Origin of the sequence: Psychrobacter glacincola, assembly GCF_904846075.1 — a bacterium.
GTDB lineage: Bacteria > Pseudomonadota > Gammaproteobacteria > Pseudomonadales > Moraxellaceae > Psychrobacter > Psychrobacter glacincola_C.
In genome coordinates this window covers 495,544-514,833 of sequence record NZ_CAJGZH010000003.1, presented here as the reverse complement: position 1 = coordinate 514,833, position 19,290 = coordinate 495,544, and the positions used below count along the sequence as shown (strand labels likewise).

Below are 19,290 nucleotides of genomic sequence, written 5' to 3'. Positions count from 1 at the left end.
CACTTTAAGGCAGAATATTCTATGAGCATGAACGCTGACGATTTGATTGCATTTTTACAGACTCACTTCCCAGACGCTTTTATTCAAGCTGCTAATCAAGGTAATAAGTTTGATGTACGCGTGGTTGATGCCAGTTTTGAAGGTAAACGTGCCGTGCAACGTCAGCAGGCGATTTATGCATTAGTCAATGATAAGATCGCCAGTGGCGATATTCATGCGCTCAATATTCAAGCGCTGACGCCTGCTGAATGGGACGTTCAATCCAAAGGCTAGACCGTTATATATATGATTGGGCTTATTAGACTGGCTATTATATTGGCTGGGTGTGATCGGTCTGATTTTTACTATTTTAATACTCATCGTTAGGTTGTCACTTCTATGGATCAATTTTTAATCACTGGTAGTAGTCGTATCGCAGGGGAAGTTACTATCTCAGGCGCCAAAAATGCTGCTTTGCCGTTACTTGCCGCTATGATATTGGCCGAGACGCCAACGACATTGCACAATGTGCCATCGTTACAAGATGTACGGACGTTGATTGAATTGATCGGTGGTATGGGTATCAAAATCCAAAAGCAGGACGATACTGTCACCTGCGATACCAAGAATATCGATAATTTCTATGCACCGTATGATTTAGTAAAAACCATGCGCGCCTCAATTTTAGTGCTTGGACCATTGCTAGCACGTTTTGGTGAGGCAGAAGTGTCATTGCCCGGTGGCTGTGCCATTGGTTCACGTCCTGTTGACCAACACCTAAAAGCCTTTGAGGCAATGGGTGCTGAAATTAGTGTCGAAAATGGTTACGTAAAAGCACAAGCGCCAAAAGGTGGTAAGCTGATTGGTTGTAACTACTCTTTTGATATGATTACCGTGGGCGGTACTGAAAACGTCATTATGGCAGCTGCACTTGCCAAAGGTACGACCGTCTTAGGTAATTGTGCCCTTGAGCCAGAAGTCGTTGATTTGGCCAATATGTTGGTCGCGATGGGTGCTAAAATCAGCGGTATCGGCACCTCAATCATGACCATCGAAGGTGTCGAGCGCTTACATGGCTGTGAGTATTCAGTCGTACCAGACCGTATCGAAACAGGCTCTTACCTTGCTGGTGCACTCATGACGCGTGGCGATGTGTTGACTAAAAACACCTCTGCGTTATTACTAACACCTGTGTTAGAAAAATTCGAAGATATGGGTGCCATTATTACCACTGGTGATGGTTGGATTCGTGCGCAGATGAAAGGTCGCCCTAAAGCGGTTGATATCCGTACTCAGCCGCATCCAGGTTTCCCAACCGATATGCAAGCGCAGGTCATGGCTATTGCGTGTCTGGCGGATGGTACGAGTACCTTTATCGAAAATATTTTTGAAAACCGCTACATGCATGTCCCTGAGCTTAATCGTCTAGGCGCTTCTATCCAAGTAGATGGTCATACGGCCGTAGTAAAAGGCGTCGAAAACTTCACCGCTGCCCCTGTGATGGCGACTGATTTACGTGCATCTATGTCATTGGTGATGGCAGCGGCAACTGCTGAAGGTGAAAGTTTAATCGACCGCATTTATCATATTGATCGTGGCTATGAGCATGTCGAAGAAAAGCTGCGTGCGCTTGGGGTCAATATCGAACGTATCAATACTAATGACTAATATCGATTTACTTATCAAATCCATGATCTGAATGATTGATACGATTGGCGTTGATATGAATAGCTTAGCAATCTACCACTATTAGTAACCTACCACTAAAAGCCCCCTTCAGCGGGGGTGTTAACTGCACATGGACACGATGTCATTATGACTGAAGCAAGCAATAGCCTACCAAATGATGGTTTATTAAATGAAGTAAATGATGAGTTTTCAGGCTTAACACTGGCCTTATCAAAAGGTCGTATTCTAGAAGAGACCATGCCATTGCTACGCGCAGCTGGTGTTGAGTTATTAGAAGATCCTGAAGCCTCACGCAAACTTATTTTTCCAACCTCAAACCCCAATGTGCGTGTATTAATTTTGCGTGCCAGTGATGTGCCAACCTACGTTGAGCATGGTGCGGCTGACTTTGGGGTGGCGGGTAAAGATGTGTTGCTTGAACATGGTGCCAACCATGTCTATGAATTGCTTGATTTGCAAATTGCTCAGTGTAAGTTGATGACAGCTGGCGTGAAAGATGCGCCGCTACCCAATCGTCGCCTACGTATTGCGACCAAATACGTCAATGTTGCCCGCGCTTACTTTGCCAGCCAAGGTCAGCAAGTGGATGTGATTAAACTGTATGGCTCTATGGAGCTTGCGCCGTTGGTCGGATTGGGTGATTTGATCGTCGATGTGGTTGATACAGGTAATACGTTGCGCGCCAACGGTCTTGAAGCACGCGATCATATTTGCGATGTGTCCTCACGCCTTATCGTCAATCAAGTGAGCTACAAGCGTAAATTTGCGTTACTTGAGCCGATTTTAGATAGCTTCAAAAACAGTATTGCCAGCGCTTCATAAATTAATTCCTAATGAATCAATGCTTTATCAAACGATACTAATCATTGGTAATCTCAAGCATTGTCATACAAATTTTTAAACCAGTTTAGCGCTATAAGATAGATATAGCGTGCTAAACTGGTTTTGTTGTATTTGCTTGCCAGAAAGTATGAGGTTAGTATAATCTGAACAAACTAAATATATAGAAACTGGTATATCAGCCATCACAATTATTATTAATACTCAATACCCCTCATTTTTACATCGCTAATTTTCAGCAGTCTTTTATGCTCAGATATAGGATTAAGTCATGCGCCAACTAAGTACCCAAGATGCCGATTTTGACAGTCAATTGACAGAGTTACTTGCCTTTGAAACCGTCAATGATGCCGATTTGTTAAAGACCGTTGATGATATCATCGCGCAAGTTCGGCATGATGGCGATCGCGTCGTACTGGCGTTAACCCAGCAATTCGATCAGCATCCGGCGACGACGATGCAAGAGCTAGAGCTGTCTAAAGAGGCGCTTGCTGAAGCGTTTGCGAATCTTGATGATACAGTGAAATCCGCATTGACCACCGCAGCAACGCGTGTGCAGACCTTTCATGAGCGCCAAGTACAAGAGACTTGGCAGTATGAAGATGAGCTTGGTAATCGCTTGGGTCAAAAAGTCACCGCACTTGATCGAGTAGGCATCTATGTCCCTGGTGGTTTGGCCTCTTATCCATCTTCTGTATTGATGAATGCCATTCCTGCCAAAGTGGCGGGTGTTAAAGAGGTCATCATGGTGGTGCCAGCGCCAAAAGGCGTGCTCAATCCATTGGTGTTAGCCGCCGCACATTTGGCACAAGTCGACCGTGTCTTTACCATAGGCGGTGCGCAAGCGGTTGCTGCCTTGGCATATGGTACCGAAACGATTCCAGCGGTGGATAAGATCACTGGCCCTGGTAATAAATATGTTGCAGCGGCAAAGCGGGCAGTATTTGGTCAAGTTGGGATTGATATGATCGCTGGTCCCTCTGAAGTATTGGTCTATGCAGAAGGCGAGGCGCAAGATCGCGCCGATTGGTTGGCGATGGATTTATTGTCACAAGCTGAACATGACCGTATCGCTCAAGCTATCTTTGTCACGACCAGTGAACAGCAGCTTGCAGAAGTAGCGGCTGAGATTGAAAAAGCCTTGGCAGAGTTGCCAAAAGCCGATATCGCCCGTGATTCGCTAAAAAATCGTGGCGCACTTATTTTAGTCAAAGACCGCGTGGAAGGCATGGCGGTGATTAATCGGGTTGCCCCAGAACATTTAGAGTTGTCAGTTGATCATCCTGATGCGCTACTCAACGATATTCGTCATGCAGGTGCTATTTTCATGGGACGTCACACGCCTGAGGCGATTGGTGACTACTGTGCAGGACCCAATCACGTGTTGCCAACATCTGGCACTGCGCGGTTCTCTTCACCGCTTGGTGTTTATGATTTCCAAAAGAAATCCTCTATTATTTATTGTACTGAAGCTGGTAGTAAGCCATTGGCTGAGACCGCAGATATTTTAGCGCAACGTGAGGACTTAGAAGCCCATGCGCGCTCAGCCCGTTATCGTTATCAGTAACGTGGCTTAATGATTACTTTTGAATTGTACTTTTGAGATTTATATTTAATAATTTATGTGGCTAATAGTAGGATAACTTATGAGTGAGTTAAAGATAGACACCAGACTTTGGTCATCTAAAGCGCGTAATTTGTCACCTTACGTTCCTGGTGAGCAGCCTCAGCATGAAAATTTATGCAAATTAAATACCAATGAAAACCCATTCCCGCCGTCACCGAAAGTAGGCGAGGCAATCGCAAAGGTTCTAGAGCAGCAAGCGGATGATCTGCGTTTATATCCAGCGCCTGAGTCTGATGATTTGCGTGCCGCATTGGCACAACTCTATGATATTGATATCAACCAAGTGTTTGTTGGCAATGGCTCTGATGAAGTATTGGCGCTAGTATTTGCCAGCTTTTTCCTAAAAGAGCGACCTGTTTTAGCACCCGATATCAGCTATAGTTTCTATCCAGTCTATGCGCAAACCTTTGGTATCGAGCTGGTACAAATCGCCTTGGAAGAAGATTTTAGTATTGATCCTGATGCCTATCGCCAGCCTTGTAGCGGCATTATCATTGCCAATCCAAATGCACCAACTGGACTGCTATTATCGCTTGCCGATATTCGCAAGCTGGCTAGTGAGCACTCAAACTCAGTGATTGTGATTGATGAGGCTTATATTGATTTTGCGCGGGCAGTTGACGGTAGCTCAGATGCAGAAATTTCAGCAGTGAGCTTAATCAATGAATTTGACAACATTCTTGTGACCCAAACCTTTTCAAAGTCACGTTCGCTTGCTGGATTACGTGTCGGTATGGCTTTTGGTAATGCCTCATTGATTGAAGCCTTAACCCGTATGAAAAACAGCTTTAATAGCTATCCACTGGATAAGCTGGCGCAAGTAGGGGCGACTGCCAGTGTATTGGATGTTGAGTATTTTACCCAGACCTGCCAGCAAGTCATCGACTTACGCCACTCTCTGACAGCAGAGCTGACAGCGTTAGGTTTTGATGTCTTGCCATCACATGCCAACTTTATTTTTGCCCGTCCTAAAGACGGTAATGCTAATACGGTAGCGAATGCGTTACGTGAGCAAGGCATCATCGTCCGTCATTTTGACAAGCCACGCATCAATGAGTATTTGCGTATCACTACCGGTACAGCAGAGCAAAACAACCGTTTGATAGATGCTCTAGAGATGTTGCAAAAAGAGGCTGAAATCATTGCTGATTAATATCTGGTTCGCGATTTAAATCTTTATAATTGCATCACGATGCTTGTATTGATCAAAAAGCCTGCCAACATTGTGTTGAGCAGGCTTTTTGATGGACTTCTTTGGTCGTACTTTTAGAACGACCTTAAGGATATTTATGGATATTTTCTTGAGTTAAAACGCTTAATAGATTACCGACTTTATCCAAACATTCTTGGTATTCAGCATGGCAATCAGAGGCGACAGTGATACCACCGCCTGCCCATAAGCTGATATGTCTTTTTTGATCCAACTCATTATGTGATGAAGTGTTAGCTTGCAGCGTACGAATGAGCACATTCCATTGACCACTACCATCAAAGTTCATATAGCCCAATGTGCCGCAATAAGCACCGCGCGGTGCAGTTTCTAGCTCAGATATAATTTCAACCGCTCGCTTTTTTGGTGTGCCAGTAATCGAGCCAGCAGGCAAACTACCAAACAAAACGGCGAGTGGGTGAGTGTCCGTCTGTAATTCTGCGGTAATGGTGCTGACCATATGGTGCACATTGCTAAAACTCTCAATTGCGAATAACTGCGGCACTTTTACGCTGCCTATCTTGGCATATTTACCCAAGTCATTACGCAATAAATCGACAATCATCACATTTTCGGCGCGATCCTTTTCACTATCAGTCAGTTGCTGTTTATAAGCATGGTCTTGTTGAATATTGGTGCTGCGCGGCATGGTCCCTTTGATGGGCTTAGTGATGATATGGTGCTTGCCAGTATCGATATCCTTGGTAAATGTAAAAAACAACTCAGGCGAGCAGCTCAATAATTCAAACGGATGCTGGGACGTATTATTTTTGATTTCACGGTTAAAGGGATTAACCGCTAAGTATCCAGCAAAAGGTGCTCGGGTATTACGATGTAAAGCAGGTAAGTAATCAATCAGCATCGGCAAAGCGCTATTATCGCTAGGGTTATGATCAAAAAAACCTTGCCATTCTTGGGTTAGGTTGATTTGATAACAGTCGCCTTGCTGTAGATATTTTTGGGTTTGATTGAATGCTTGTTGATAGTCTTGTTTGCGCCATCGTGACTTTAATACTAAAGGAGCAGGCAGTGGTGATGCTGTCAGTTGCGTTTTATTGAGACAGTTATCAGCCAGATTTTTATCTACTATATCTAAATAAGAGACAAGTGCCTTGATAATTTTATTTTTTTGCTGATTATCAGAGTCGTTAGCAGTTGCCTTTATCGTTAATTTCCAACCCGTGTTGCCATGATCTCCATCAGGTGCTAGGTAAATATCATAATGTCCTAATACGGCACAAGGCTGTGCTGCTCGCTCAATTTTGGCGGCTGGGCTTAGCTCATGAGCCGCAATATCATAACCAATAAAACCTATCAGACCATGATGATAACTTGGTTTTTCATTTAAATCGCTTACAGATTCTGAGGTTTCATTATCAGTCTCATAAGTTTGACTATAACTGATTAATTCATCTTGCCAGTCGCTATAACTCATATGAGTGATATCATTGTGAACGGCGTCACGATAGGTTTTTGTGACTTGATAAAGAACTGCTTGTTCGTTCGAATCAGGCGTGTTTTCAGCACAATCTTGAACAGACCAGCTTACTTTTGGCAATAAGCCAATCACCGGTCGGCCATCATTGTTGAGCCAAACCAATTGCCAGTTTGCCTTAGTATCTTGTGCGATTAAATACTGCTGTAGCAGCGGCATAAGTTCTGCAGCCGATAGGTCACCAAAACGCCAGCTAGGTTTAGTAGCTGGCGATGGATCAGACATTATTTGCTCAGTTTTGAGAGGATGTGCTGCGAGCATAGTTAGGCGTCAAACTTTTTAATGATTAATGTGGCATTAGTACCGCCAAAGCCAAAGCTGTTGCTCATTAATGTCTCAAGCTTGGCTTCACGCATTTCGGTGACAATATCAAAGCCTTCAGCCGCAGGGTCTAAATTATCAACATTGATACTGGGCGCAATGAAGCCTTCTTCTAGCATCAACAAGCAATAAATCAGCTCTTGCGCACCAACGGCACCAAGGCTGTGACCTGTCATAGATTTGGTAGAGCTGATCGCAGGTACTTGACTGATATCATCGCCAAATGCTTTAGCAATGGCTTTAAGCTCAGTGATGTCACCAAGTGGCGTACTAGTACCGTGGCTATTGATATAGTCGACAGTTTGCAAACCAGCTTCGGCTAGTGCTTGCTGCATACAGCGCACGGCACCTTCACCACTTGGCGCAACCATTTCAGCACCATCAGAGCTGGCACCATAACCGACGATTTCAGCCAGTATGTTGGCACCACGTGCTTGGGCATGCTCTAGACTTTCAACTACGACCATCGCACCACCAGCAGCAATTACAAAGCCATCACGATCTTTATCATAAGCTCTTGAGGCGCGCTGCGGTGTTTCATTATACTGCGTACTGACTGCACCCATGGCATCAAACATACAAGACTGTGTCCAATGTTCCGCTTCGCTACCACCCGCGAGTATCACATCTGCTTTGCCTAACTGAATAAGTTCAGCCGCATGACCGATACAATGGGTTGAGGTGGCACAAGCAGAGGTGAGCGAGTATGATACGCCTTGGATTTTTAGACCTGTAGCAAGCGCCGCTGATACTGAGCTGCCCATTGTTTTTGGCACAGCCATCGCGCCGACACCGCGCAGACCTTTATCCCGCATGGCATCTATGGCATTGACAATATTCTCTGTCGATGCGCCGCCAGAACTTGCGACCACGCCCACGCGTGGATTATTATTGATGGTTTCAAGCGACAAACCAGACTGCTCAATGGCGTTTAAAGCACTGACATAAGCGTATAGACTGGCATCACTAAAAAACCGCTTCAACTTACGATCGATACCACTAGTATCAAGCGTCGACTGGTCGATACTGCCGCTAACGTGTGATTTAAACCCATGCTCAGCATAAGCCTCATTAAATGTAATGCCAGACTGCCCTTGCTTTAAAGCGGCAGTGACCGTGGCTAAATCATGTCCGATACAAGAGACAATCCCTGCTCCAGTGATAACAACGCGGCGCATATTCTATTCCTTATGAGTAACGATTTTTCACAATTACGTTTAATAATCGTTTTTAAGTATGTATTTCTATTATTTAATATTAGGGTGTATTGAGCGTCGAAGTCTCATTTTACAATCATTGTGATGATCATAGTAAAACTATATGCTTGGTAACTGATTATTTATAAGTAACGAACTACTTATAAATAGAAGTACAAGTGTACTGTGAGTTATGGCACATGATAACGTATCGAGCGCCCAAAATCTTTCTACAAGTGCAAAATAACGACAAAATCGCGCTTGCTGTCTAAAGCCATCTAAAAAGACTATTTGCTTGAAGACAGCTTATATGATGGTATCAATCATACATCAAGTGATACTTTTGGATACAAAATTTGTGATTGCGATAACATTGTTCGCACTGACATCGATTATAGTGATTGACTAGAATGGCACATCTATTATTATAAATCGCTTACAATAAAACAAAATTACTCATCACATTAAGGACATCACGATGGCGAAGCGTAGCACTCTCTCTAAAGGTATCACTACCGTTGGCTCTTTTACTCGCAATAATCTAGAGCGCGTGGGCGCTATGATTGATAGCATGAATGCTAAGACGGGAAAACCGCGTCAATACAAAGCTGTCAACTTAGGCGATGAAGACTATCAGCAGGATTTGTTCCGTGAGCAAACGTTAAAAGCCACTCAGCAATTGTTAGGGCCACGTTTTGCCACCTATGGTAAATATGCCAAAAAAGTAGTGCCAAACAGTTTTTTTCAGTCGACGGTCGATGGCGCTTTTGCACAAGTGGCAAACCTTGCATCTAATTGGAGTCAGATTGATTTACCTAATGAGCATCGTTTCGCCAATATCGCAAGCTTAGATGATGAAGAGCGTTATGCATTAGCCACTGATATCGCCAATCAAAACCGTGCATTGGCAACGATAGGGGGCTTAACAGGTTTGGCTGGGCTTCCTGGTTTACTGGCTGATACGCTATGGCTTTTATTGGTATCATTACGTACCGTCTATCAGTTGGGTGCTGTCTACAATAAACCCCTCACAGGTAAGCAAGGTGTCAAAATGGCATACGAGCTGCTAGCAAATGCTGATCTGAGCAAGATGCAAGAAAAACAAGCATTGCTAGCAGGTATTGGCATTGGTAAAGGTTTATTGGATAATGCCCAAAGCAGTGGTCTACACAATGAGCTAAAAAACCTAGGTCTAAAGGATAAAAATGTCAACTTTTATGCAGAACAAGTTGACAGCATTGCCAGTCAGGTCGGTATTGACCTGGATAAAATCAATTTAACATGGATACGCAAATTCTTACCAGTTACCGCTGTTATCGTTGGTATGCGCTACAACAGCCAGCTCATTGATGAAGTGATTGGCGTGGCTCAAGCGACTTTTGCCCCAGAAGCCAAACTTGCCAATCGTGCAATCACTGATGATAGCGGTAATGAAGCTAAGGTAAACAAAACAGCTGACAATGACAAGCAGCAAGATGCTGAGAAAGAGTCAAGCAAGGATACCGATAGCAAGAAAGATACTGCTGAAGAAAAAAATAACCATCAAGAAGCTGATGAAAAGGTCGTGAAAGAAACGCAGAAAGACGACAATGACGATAATAACAAGCAAGGCAGTCAGAACAAATCCTCTGACAGCAAATCAAACAAGACGGCTAACAAGAAAAGCAAATAAGAGCGTCTAAACAATCAGACTTAAGTGTTACTTTTCTTAAGACAGCTTATATCATAGAAGGATTATGAGCTGGATATCTACTGCTAATTTTGGCGATATTATCTTCTTTCTCTTGAAAAACAAGATAATATCGCCATTTAGTACTCATAAATTGCTATTTATTTATAGTCAAACATTCTATTTAAATCGTTCGTAATGCTACTTTCGATATACTGTATGACAATCTACTTTTTAGCTGATTTTTAACTAAAAATAGATAAAGTGTTATAGTAGTAGGGTGAATGCATATCTATCAAATGTTGTAAAGTGCAATCACGCATAAGTGGTTGAAATAGCAGCAACAACTCTTTATAATACACTGTCCTAAAAATGGGTGTACCAAAATCTGTCATTAAAGTCAGATGGATGGTGCGTTTCCCCATTTTTTTGTTTTATACCAAACGGGAGAAGGATGCCTCATGGCAACAACTAACCAATTGATTCGTAAAGGTCGCAAAACCATCAAGGAAAAGTCAAAAGTTCCTGCGTTGGAAGCGTGCCCACAACGTCGTGGTGTATGTACTCGCGTATATACTACTACCCCTAAAAAACCTAACTCAGCAATGCGTAAAGTATGTCGTGTACGTTTGACTTCAGGCTATGAAGTATCAAGCTACATCGGCGGCGAAGGTCATAACTTACAAGAGCACAGTGTTGTTCTTATCCGTGGTGGTCGTGTAAAAGATCTACCAGGTGTACGTTATCACACCGTTCGTGGTGCATTAGATTGCGCAGGCGTTAAAGACCGTAAGCAAGGTCGCTCTAAATATGGTGCTAAGAAGCCTAAAGTTTAATAACGAATCGTTATTAGCTAATCTTTTTTATACCAAACATTAACTGTGCATGGGTCTGGTGTTGACAGTATTATTAAATTAGTAATTCACTGTTAAAACATACCGCCGTGCAGTAAGGCTGACTGACAACTCGATATAACGCCATCCAATATTAATTGGTGCGAGATTGTGAATGTCAGACACTCCTGAAGAAAAGGATTATTATTATGCCAAGACGTCGCGTCGTTGCTACCCGTGAGATCCTACCGGATCCTAAGTTTGGTAGCCAAACTGTTGCAAAATTCATAAACCATGTAATGAGTCATGGTAAAAAATCTACTGCTGAGCGTATCGTATACGGTGCACTTGAAACAGTAAGCGAAAAACGTAAAATCGAAGATCCAGTATCTTTCTTCGAAGAAGTTTTAGAAAATGTACGCCCAATGGTAGAAGTGAAAGCTCGCCGCGTTGGTGGTGCAACCTACCAAGTACCAATGGAAGTACGCCCCTCCCGTCGTACTGCCTTGGCTATGCGTTGGTTAGCTGAAGCTGCTGCTAAGCGTTCTGAAAAATCAATGGCTTTGCGTTTGGCTGGCGAATTGAATGATGCTGCTGATGGCAAAGGTGCTGCTATGAAAAAGCGTGACGAAGTTCACCGCATGGCAGATGCTAACAAAGCGTTCTCTCATTACCGCTTCTAAGCTACTGTCTATTAGTAGTAGCTTTAGATTAGCTGGCTGAAGTCAGCTCATCTTACATTGTTATTTATTCTATTGATTGCCGCCATCGTTTATCTTGTTGTAAGTAGTTTTTGACTATCAACAACGAGATGGCGGACATCTATCAAGATGTCTCTCTTAATTAAGTATGCTTGTCACAAGAGAGCATCCCAAATCTGATGCCGCACTATTCTTAGTATTTGCTCTTTTTTTGTCCGTATTAGGCTCAATAATCAGTAAGTAATATGAAGCTGACCGCTTTGTCATAGAGTATGAGGTAGAGACACAATACATTATTATATACACGACTTTTCCTAGGAAAACACTATGGCTCGTAAAACTCCCTAAAACGCTATCGCAACATTGGTATCTCAGCGCACATCGATGCTGGTAAGACAACCACTACTGAGCGTGTTTTATTTTATACCGGTGTTAGTCACAAACTTGGTGAAGTACATGATGGCGCAGCCACTATGGACTGGATGGAGCAAGAACAAGAGCGCGGTATTACTATTACCTCAGCAGCGACAACTTGTTTTTGGTCAGGTATGGCAAAACAGTTTGACGAACATCGTATCAACATTATTGACACCCCAGGTCACGTTGACTTCACGATCGAAGTTGAACGTTCTATGCGTGTACTTGATGGCGCTTGCATGGTTTACTGTGCAGTAGGCGGCGTTCAGCCACAGTCTGAGACCGTATGGCGTCAGGCAAATAAATATAAAGTGCCACGTCTTGCATTTGTAAACAAAATGGATCGCGTTGGCGCTGATTTTTATCGTGTTATTGAGCAGATCAAAACTCGTCTAGGCGGTAATCCTGTACCATTGGTTATTCCAATTGGTAAAGAAGATGATTTCGAAGGCGTTATTGATCTAGTTACCATGAAAGCTCTTTATTGGGATGAAGCATCTCAAGGTATGGAGTTTGAAGAGCGCGAAATCCCAGCTGAATTACAAGAAAAAGCAGAAGAGTATCGTGAGATTCTTGTAGAAAATGCGGCTGAAGCAACAGAAGAATTGATGAATGAGTATCTAGAAAATGGCGAGTTGTCTGTAGAGCAGATCAACGTTGCTATTCGTCAATTGACTATTGATAACCAAATCATTCCATTACTTTGTGGTACTGCCTTTAAAAACAAAGGTGTACAAAAGATGTTGGATGCGGTTATTCAGTATCTTCCAGCACCAATGGATGTACCTGCTATTAAAGGTATCCTTGATGACAAAGATGAAACTGAAGGCACTCGTGAAGCGTCAGATGAAGCACCATTCTCAGCTTTAGCATTTAAAATCATGAATGACAAATTCGTTGGTAACTTAACCTTCGTTCGTGTTTATTCAGGTGTTTTAACGCAAGGCAGCAGTGTTTATAACCCAGTTAAAATGAAGCGTGAGCGCGTTGGTCGTATCGTACAGATGATGGCTAACTCTCAAGAAGAGTTGCAAGAAATCCGTACTGGTGATATCGCTGCATTGGTCGGCATGAAAGATGTAACGACTGGTGATACGCTATGTGATGAGCAAAATGTTATCACGCTTGAGCGCATGGAATTCCCAGATCCAGTTATCAGCCTAGCGGTTGAACCTAAGACCAAAGCTGACCAAGAAAGAATGTCTATCGCTTTGGGTCGTTTGGCGAAAGAAGATCCATCGTTCCGTGTACATACTGACGAAGAGTCTGGTCAGACAATCATCAGTGGTATGGGTGAGCTGCATTTAGAGATTCTTGTTGATCGTATGAAGCGTGAGTTTAACGTTGAAGCGAACATCGGTGCGCCGCAGGTTGCTTATCGTGAAACGATTCGTAACACGGTTGAGCAAGAAGGCAAATTCGTACGTCAGACTGGTGGTCGTGGTAAATTCGGTCACGTTTGGTTACGTCTTGAGCCACTTGATCCAGCGGGCGATACTGAATATGAATTCGCTGAAGAAGTTGTTGGTGGTACTGTACCGAAAGAATTCCATGGTGCTGTTGATAAAGGTATCCGAGAACGCATGAAAAATGGCGTACTTGCTGGTTATCCAGTGGTTGGCGTAAAAGCGACCTTGTATGACGGTTCTTACCATGACGTCGACTCGGATGAGCTATCATTTAAGATGGCTGGTTCTATGGCATTCAGAAAAGGCTTCATGGCAGCAGATCCAGCGCTACTTGAGCCAATCATGAAAGTTGAAGTTGAAACGCCTGAAGATTATATGGGCGATATCATGGGCGATCTTAACCGTCGTCGTGGTTTGGTACAGGGTATGGAAGACCTACCTGGCGGTACTAAGCAGATCCGTGCTGAAGTGCCATTAGCAGAAATGTTTGGTTATGCCACACAAATGCGCTCAATGTCACAAGGCCGTGCTACTTATTCAATGGAATTCCAAAAGTACGCTGAGATTCCAAAATCAGTTGCTGCTGACATCATCTCTAAATTCAACAATAAAGATGATGACGAGTAAGTAATCGTCTATTAAATATGACAATGTAGCTATTATCTCTATGTTGTCATAGAAGAATACGCCAATAATTGGTTAAAAGACTTGTTATTGGCGGTGATTTTCTTATAATATCTGCACATTAGTATGTGTACCCTTTTAACAATTATCTTAATGTGGTCAAGATCGTCTTTGTTATCGTATTTATACGAGCTTAGCATTTGACCCCAAAAAAAGAGGAAATACCCATGGCAAAGGCCAAGTTTGAACGCGTAAAGCCACACGTCAACGTCGGTACAATCGGACACGTTGACCACGGTAAAACAACCCTAACAGCTGCCATCGCAACGGTAGCAGCAATCACCTCTGGTGGCGAAGCCAAAGACTACGCGTCTATTGACTCAGCACCAGAAGAAAAAGCACGTGGCATCACCATCAACACCTCACACGTAGAATATGACACCCCAGCACGTCACTACGCTCACGTCGATTGCCCAGGTCACGCCGATTATGTTAAAAACATGATCACCGGTGCCGCTCAAATGGACGGCGCAATCCTAGTCGTATCAGCAACTGACGGCCCAATGCCACAAACCCGTGAGCACATCCTGCTTTCACGTCAGGTTGGCGTACCGTACATCATCGTATTCATGAACAAATGTGATGTTGTTGATGACGAAGAATTGCTAGAACTCGTAGAAATGGAAGTTCGTGAACTTCTTAATGACTACGACTTCCCAGGTGATGATACCCCAATCATCCATGGTTCAGCGACTGAAGCCCTAAAAGGCTCACAAGAAAAATACGGCCAACCAGCGGTTGTAGAACTTCTTAACGTTCTTGACACCTACATCCCAGAGCCAGAGCGTGACGTTGATAAAGCATTCCTAATGCCAATCGAAGACGTATTCTCAATCTCAGGCCGTGGTACTGTTGTAACAGGTCGTGTTGAATCTGGTATCGTACGCGTAGGCGACGAAATCGAAATCGTCGGTATCCGTGACACTCAAAAAACCACCTGTACTGGTGTAGAGATGTTCCGTAAACTGCTTGACGAAGGTCGTGCAGGCGAAAACTGTGGCGTACTACTACGTGGTACTAAGCGTGAAGACGTACAACGTGGCCAAGTACTAGCTAAGCCAGGTTCAATCACGCCTCACACCAAGTTTGACGCTGAAGTTTATGTATTGTCAAAAGAAGAGGGTGGTCGTCACACGCCATTCCTAAACGGCTATCGTCCACAGTTCTACTTCCGTACTACTGACGTAACTGGTGCAATCCAATTACAAGACGGTACTGAAATGGTCATGCCTGGTGATAACGTTGAGATGGGCGTAGAGCTTATCCACCCAATCGCTATGGACAAAGGTCTTCGCTTCGCAATTCGTGAAGGCGGCCGTACTGTAGGCGCTGGTGTTGTTGCTAACGTACTAAACTAATCTATCAGTCTCAGTAATGAGATTGTAAGTTAGTCATAAAAAAGCCATCCTTGTTTATAAGGGTGGCTTTTTTTAGATCAAATGATCAGGAAATATGGTTATTCTTCAGTAGTATGATCAAACCTTTCGTTGTCTTAGCAACATGATTAGCCAGTTATACCTATAACGTTTATAATTTACTTTCCAATCTATTGTAATTCTTAGCGGAGCTTGCTATATTAACGCTGCTTCTTATTAGTCGCTTGTATCTTCATTTTGTTAAAATAATGATGATTCAATAGCACATTCAAATAAGAGTAAAACTAGGTAAAAATAATAATTTTACCGCTAAAGGCTTGCATTTTATATCAAATATTGTATAATGCTGTCCTTTACACCCATAGGCGATTGGCTCAATTGGTAGAGCATCGGTCTCCAAAACCGAGGGTTGTAGGTTCGAGTCCTACATCGCCTGCCATCTTCTTATCACATCTTTGTTATACCTCACCATCTCCGAAGCGAGTTCTTTATGAGCAATGATCAAGATAACCTCGAGACTAAGTTATCTGATGCCAAGGCGGGTGCTGGTGGAATGCTGTCTAAAGGTAAGCACATCTCAGCGGGCAATCAAACAACTGCTGTAGAAGTGGCTAAAACAGGCTCAATAAAAGATGTGGTACTGTGGCTACTTGCCGCAGCAGTATTAATCGGGGCGACGTTAGTTAATCAGTATTTACCTGGCTATTGGCAACCTGCCAATGATGTCTGGGTACGTATTGGTATTATCGTTGCCCTTATTGTATTCGCCTTAGTATGCTTGGCATTAACGCATCAAGGCCGCGCTTTTAAAATATTATTGAAAGACGCTGCTATTGAATTGCGCCGAGTGACATGGCCAGGTAAGGATGAAACGTTTCAATATACCTGGCAGGTCATTGTCATGATTGCCATTGTTGGTTTTCTGGTTTGGTTATTAGATAACTTTTTCAATTGGTTCGTTGGCATCTTTATTGGTTAGTCGCACGTATTAGTGAGTCTTACCCCAAAATTTACTTATAATGATCAGGAGCGTGATATGCGTTGGTATATTGTCCAAGCGTTTTCAGGATATGAAAAGCAAGTACAGCGTTCATTAACTGATCGTATTAATCGTAGTGACTTTGCTGAATCATTCGGTGACGTATTGGTTCCTACTGAAGAAGTCGTCGAAATGAAAGACGGCAAAAAGCGTAAGAGTGAGCGTAAGTTCTTTCCGGGTTATGTATTGATCCAGATGGAAATGAACGACAATACTTGGCACATCGTTAAAGAGTGCCCACGTATTATGGGTTTCATCGGTGGCACACCTGAAACACCAGCGCCAATTACGCAAGTAGAAGCGGATCGTATTTTAAACCGTTTGAATCAAACTGAAACTGACCCACGTCCTAAGACTCTATTTGAGCCGGGCGAAGAGCTGTTGGTTATCGATGGTCCATTTACTGACTTTAAAGGGTTGGTAGAAAAGGTGGATTACGAGAAGTCTAAACTACATTTAACGGTAAACGTATTTAATCGACCGACTCAGGTCGAGCTTGAATTTAGTAAAGTTGAAAAGCTAGACTAAGTCAGCAAAAAAGTTCATCAACCGGGGAGCTGTTAGTCAATAAGGTTTATACCACATTGATTTGGCGCTATTACCCATTTAGGAGAAAATCATGGCTAAGAAGATTGATGGTTACATCAAACTACAAGTCCCTGCAGGCAAAGCAAATCCTTCACCACCGATTGGTCCAGCATTGGGTCAAAAAGGCGTGAACATCATGGCGTTCTGTAAAGAATTTAACGCTGCGACCTCAAACCAAGAGCCGGGTCTACCGATTCCTACTGAGATCACTGTATATAGCGATAAGTCTTTTACTTTCATCATGAAGTCACCACCAGCTGCATACTTACTACGTAAGGCTGCTGGTATCGCTAAAGGTTCTGGTACACCAAATACCGCTAAAGTCGGTAAAGTTGACCGTGCACAACTAGAAGACATCGTTAAGACCAAAGATGCAGATTTAACTGCTGCTGATCTTGATGCTGCTGTTCGTACCATCGCTGGTACTGCACGTTCAATGGGTATTACCGTGGAGGGTGTGTAAATGAGCAAGCTAACCAAACGTCAAAAAGAAATTCAAAGCCGTATCGTACATGAAAAGCAGTATACAGTTGAAGAAGCGGTTCAAATCCTAAACGATTTACCACCTCTTAAATTCAAAGAGTCAATTGATATTGCGATTAACTTGGGTGTTGACCCACGTAAATCTGATCAAGTGGTTCGTGGCGCTACCAACCTACCTGCTGGTACTGGTAAAACCAAACGCGTTGCTGTATTTGCTCAAGGTGCTGCTGCTGAAGCCGCCAAAGAAGCTGGTGCAGATATCGTTGGTTTTGAAGACCTAGCAGAATCAATCAAAGCTGGTAACATGGACTTTGATATCGTTATTGCTGCTCCTGATGCAATGCGTGTTGTTGGTCAACTAGGTACTATCCTAGGTCCACGTGGTCTAATGCCTAACCCTAAAGTCGGTACGGTTACGCCTAACGTTGCTGAAGCGGTTACTAACGCTAAAGCCGGTCAAGCACAGTATCGTGTAGACAAAGCAGGTATCATCCACACGACTATCGGTCAAGTTGGTTTTACTGCTGAGCAAGTAATCCAGAATGCTGAAGCACTGATTGCAGATTTAAGACGTGCTAAGCCTGCTACTTCTAAAGGTACTTTCATTAAGAAAATTACCTTGTCTAGCACGATGGGTCCTGGTCTAAGTATTGATCCAGTTCCATATCGCACAGCAAAATAATTAGATATGTGCCTTTATTTGACGATTTTAAATAAAGGCTGCAAAAATATTTTAAAGAATTAGGTCAGCGTAGCAAACGCTATGCTGTCTAAGACCGTAGGTAGAAAGCAGTTTTACGTTTTTATTAATTGTTTTCGGATCATTAGTAATAACAACGAGCTGCTTTTGTTAATCGACGAAAGATGAAAATCTTAGTTGTCCTACGCAGACGGTGACCCACCCAGTTGTTGATAAGAGCCGATAGTTCAATCTATCACTTGATGTCATTCTGATAACGGTGCCGTAATCAGTCGTTATGAGTAAATTTATTATGAATAAATATGCTGATAACGTGTCGTATCAAGTCAGTCTAAGCGATTCGTTTAATTATTGAATGCCAATGTTTAAAAGCTTAGGTTTAAATGATTAAATATTCAGCTGATTGATAAGATTAAAGGAGTCAACTTATGGCATTAACGCTAGAGCAAAAACAACAAGTTGTGGCTGAAGTGTCTGAAGTTGCTGCTAATGCTTACTCAGCAGTAGCTGCCGAATATCATGGTATTGGTGTTGCAAAGCTTACTAAGCTGCGCGAACAAGCCCGTGAAAAAGGCGTCGTTTTGAAAGTGGTAAAAAATACCCTAGCAAAACGTGCGTTTGAAGGCACTAAGTTTGAGAGCATGTCAGACCGTATGACTGGTCCATTACTTTTGGCTTTCTCTATGGAAGATTTGGGATCTGCTGCTCGAGTTGTTTTCGAGTTCAGTAAAGATCACAAAGCTTTAGAGACCAAATTGGTATCAGTTGGTGGTGTTGTTTATGGTCCAGAAGAGCTAGAGCGCGTATCGAAGCTACCAACTCGCGACGAAGCAATCTCTATCTTGATGGCTACTATGAATGCACCAGTTACCAAGCTTGTTCAAACTATGAACGCTGTTCCTAGTAAGCTTGTTCGCACGGTAGCAGCAATCAAAGACGCAAAAGAAGCGGCATAATTGCTTGTTTTAACGTAACTTTGACATCGCCGATTGCACTTTACTGCCAACACTATTTGAAAATTTGGCAAGCAATCC

General features: G+C 43.1%; 16 protein-coding genes, 1 tRNA gene and 1 pseudogene. 16 read left to right on the top strand and 2 right to left on the bottom strand.

Annotation, left to right across the window (positions count from 1 at the left end; translation table 11 throughout):
• The first annotated feature begins 27 nt into the window (after positions 1 to 27).
• From JMW85_RS13340 to hisC, 5 genes are all read left to right on the top strand, one after another.
• On the top strand, positions 28 to 273 hold the full coding sequence (locus JMW85_RS13340; RefSeq protein ID WP_025652491.1) for a BolA/IbaG family iron-sulfur metabolism protein: 246 nt from the start codon (positions 28 to 30) through the stop codon (positions 271 to 273).
• 105 nt (positions 274 to 378) lie between these two features.
• Positions 379 to 1,647 carry a UDP-N-acetylglucosamine 1-carboxyvinyltransferase gene (gene murA / locus JMW85_RS13335; protein ID WP_201540651.1) on the top strand — a complete coding sequence of 423 codons (1,269 nt, stop codon included), beginning with the start codon at positions 379 to 381 and terminating at the stop codon, positions 1,645 to 1,647.
• 147 nt (positions 1,648 to 1,794) lie between these two features.
• Positions 1,795 to 2,490 carry an ATP phosphoribosyltransferase gene (hisG, locus tag JMW85_RS13330; protein ID WP_045447985.1) on the top strand — a complete coding sequence of 232 codons (696 nt, stop codon included), beginning with the start codon at positions 1,795 to 1,797 and terminating at the stop codon, positions 2,488 to 2,490.
• 289 nt (positions 2,491 to 2,779) lie between these two features.
• Positions 2,780 to 4,075 (top strand): histidinol dehydrogenase, encoded by a 1,296-nt coding sequence (gene hisD, locus JMW85_RS13325; protein ID WP_201582087.1) that lies wholly within the window; start codon positions 2,780 to 2,782, stop codon positions 4,073 to 4,075.
• A 79-nt stretch (positions 4,076 to 4,154) separates the two neighbouring features.
• Positions 4,155 to 5,288: a histidinol-phosphate transaminase gene (hisC, locus tag JMW85_RS13320; RefSeq protein ID WP_201582086.1), complete on the top strand. Its 1,134-nt coding sequence runs from the start codon at positions 4,155 to 4,157 to the stop codon at positions 5,286 to 5,288.
• A 124-nt stretch (positions 5,289 to 5,412) separates the two neighbouring features.
• On the opposite strand, the gene JMW85_RS13315 is transcribed toward hisC, so the two are convergent.
• A complete protein-coding gene (locus tag JMW85_RS13315; protein WP_227681886.1) occupies positions 5,413 to 7,065 on the bottom strand; it encodes an anthranilate synthase component I family protein in 1,653 nt (550 codons plus the stop codon).
• Positions 7,066 to 7,103: 38 nt separating this feature from the next.
• Positions 7,104 to 8,339: a beta-ketoacyl-ACP synthase II gene (locus JMW85_RS13310; protein WP_060491876.1), complete on the bottom strand. Its 1,236-nt coding sequence runs from the start codon at positions 8,337 to 8,339 to the stop codon at positions 7,104 to 7,106.
• A 496-nt stretch (positions 8,340 to 8,835) separates the two neighbouring features.
• Here JMW85_RS13310 and JMW85_RS13305 point away from each other — a divergent pair, with 496 nt between their 5' ends.
• From JMW85_RS13305 to rplJ, 11 genes and pseudogenes are all read left to right on the top strand, one after another.
• On the top strand, positions 8,836 to 10,029 hold the full coding sequence (locus JMW85_RS13305; RefSeq protein ID WP_201582084.1) for an EcsC family protein: 1,194 nt from the start codon (positions 8,836 to 8,838) through the stop codon (positions 10,027 to 10,029).
• A gap of 458 nt (positions 10,030 to 10,487) precedes the next feature.
• Entirely contained in the window at positions 10,488 to 10,862 is a 375-nt protein-coding gene (gene rpsL / locus JMW85_RS13300; protein ID WP_011281154.1) for a 30S ribosomal protein S12, read from the top strand.
• Between the two features lie 206 nt (positions 10,863 to 11,068).
• Positions 11,069 to 11,542, top strand: a complete 474-nt coding sequence (gene rpsG, locus JMW85_RS13295) for a 30S ribosomal protein S7 (protein WP_021814163.1) — start codon at positions 11,069 to 11,071, stop codon at positions 11,540 to 11,542.
• A 345-nt stretch (positions 11,543 to 11,887) separates the two neighbouring features.
• Positions 11,888 to 14,013 (top strand): annotated as a pseudogene (fusA, locus tag JMW85_RS13290) (elongation factor G).
• Positions 14,014 to 14,237: 224 nt separating this feature from the next.
• The gene (gene tuf, locus JMW85_RS13285; RefSeq protein WP_055124836.1) at positions 14,238 to 15,428 is read left to right on the top strand and encodes an elongation factor Tu; all 1,191 of its coding nucleotides are present in this window, start codon (positions 14,238 to 14,240) and stop codon (positions 15,426 to 15,428) included.
• A 381-nt stretch (positions 15,429 to 15,809) separates the two neighbouring features.
• Positions 15,810 to 15,885 (top strand) — tRNA-Trp (locus tag JMW85_RS13280).
• Positions 15,886 to 15,936: 51 nt separating this feature from the next.
• A complete protein-coding gene (gene secE / locus JMW85_RS13275; RefSeq protein WP_201582083.1) occupies positions 15,937 to 16,425 on the top strand; it encodes a preprotein translocase subunit SecE in 489 nt (162 codons plus the stop codon).
• A 57-nt stretch (positions 16,426 to 16,482) separates the two neighbouring features.
• Complete coding sequence (gene nusG / locus JMW85_RS13270; RefSeq protein ID WP_045443893.1) at positions 16,483 to 17,013, top strand: transcription termination/antitermination protein NusG; 531 nt, start codon at positions 16,483 to 16,485, stop codon at positions 17,011 to 17,013.
• Positions 17,014 to 17,104: 91 nt separating this feature from the next.
• Entirely contained in the window at positions 17,105 to 17,536 is a 432-nt protein-coding gene (gene rplK, locus JMW85_RS13265) for a 50S ribosomal protein L11 (RefSeq protein WP_010201717.1), read from the top strand.
• Positions 17,537 to 18,238, top strand: coding sequence for a 50S ribosomal protein L1 (rplA, locus tag JMW85_RS13260; protein WP_045443901.1), 702 nt, complete (start codon positions 17,537 to 17,539; stop codon positions 18,236 to 18,238). It abuts the gene before it with no gap.
• Between the two features lie 446 nt (positions 18,239 to 18,684).
• Positions 18,685 to 19,212, top strand: coding sequence for a 50S ribosomal protein L10 (rplJ, locus tag JMW85_RS13255; RefSeq protein ID WP_045443904.1), 528 nt, complete (start codon positions 18,685 to 18,687; stop codon positions 19,210 to 19,212).
• Positions 19,213 to 19,290 lie beyond the last annotated feature (78 nt).

Excerpts from the sequence above, each read along its gene's own strand:
- JMW85_RS13340 (WP_025652491.1), top strand. The coding sequence starts at position 28 with ATGAACGCTGACGATTTGATTGCATTTTTACAGACTCACTTCCCAGAC.
- murA (WP_201540651.1), top strand. The coding sequence starts at position 379 with ATGGATCAATTTTTAATCACTGGTAGTAGTCGTATCGCAGGGGAAGTT.
- hisG (WP_045447985.1), top strand. The coding sequence starts at position 1,795 with ATGACTGAAGCAAGCAATAGCCTACCAAATGATGGTTTATTAAATGAA.
- hisD (WP_201582087.1), top strand. The coding sequence starts at position 2,780 with ATGCGCCAACTAAGTACCCAAGATGCCGATTTTGACAGTCAATTGACA.
- hisC (WP_201582086.1), top strand. The coding sequence starts at position 4,155 with ATGAGTGAGTTAAAGATAGACACCAGACTTTGGTCATCTAAAGCGCGT.
- JMW85_RS13315 (WP_227681886.1), bottom strand. The coding sequence starts at position 7,065 with ATGTCTGATCCATCGCCAGCTACTAAACCTAGCTGGCGTTTTGGTGAC.
- JMW85_RS13310 (WP_060491876.1), bottom strand. The coding sequence starts at position 8,339 with ATGCGCCGCGTTGTTATCACTGGAGCAGGGATTGTCTCTTGTATCGGA.
- JMW85_RS13305 (WP_201582084.1), top strand. The coding sequence starts at position 8,836 with ATGGCGAAGCGTAGCACTCTCTCTAAAGGTATCACTACCGTTGGCTCT.
- rpsL (WP_011281154.1), top strand. The coding sequence starts at position 10,488 with ATGGCAACAACTAACCAATTGATTCGTAAAGGTCGCAAAACCATCAAG.
- rpsG (WP_021814163.1), top strand. The coding sequence starts at position 11,069 with ATGCCAAGACGTCGCGTCGTTGCTACCCGTGAGATCCTACCGGATCCT.
- tuf (WP_055124836.1), top strand. The coding sequence starts at position 14,238 with ATGGCAAAGGCCAAGTTTGAACGCGTAAAGCCACACGTCAACGTCGGT.
- secE (WP_201582083.1), top strand. The coding sequence starts at position 15,937 with ATGAGCAATGATCAAGATAACCTCGAGACTAAGTTATCTGATGCCAAG.
- nusG (WP_045443893.1), top strand. The coding sequence starts at position 16,483 with ATGCGTTGGTATATTGTCCAAGCGTTTTCAGGATATGAAAAGCAAGTA.
- rplK (WP_010201717.1), top strand. The coding sequence starts at position 17,105 with ATGGCTAAGAAGATTGATGGTTACATCAAACTACAAGTCCCTGCAGGC.
- rplA (WP_045443901.1), top strand. The coding sequence starts at position 17,537 with ATGAGCAAGCTAACCAAACGTCAAAAAGAAATTCAAAGCCGTATCGTA.
- rplJ (WP_045443904.1), top strand. The coding sequence starts at position 18,685 with ATGGCATTAACGCTAGAGCAAAAACAACAAGTTGTGGCTGAAGTGTCT.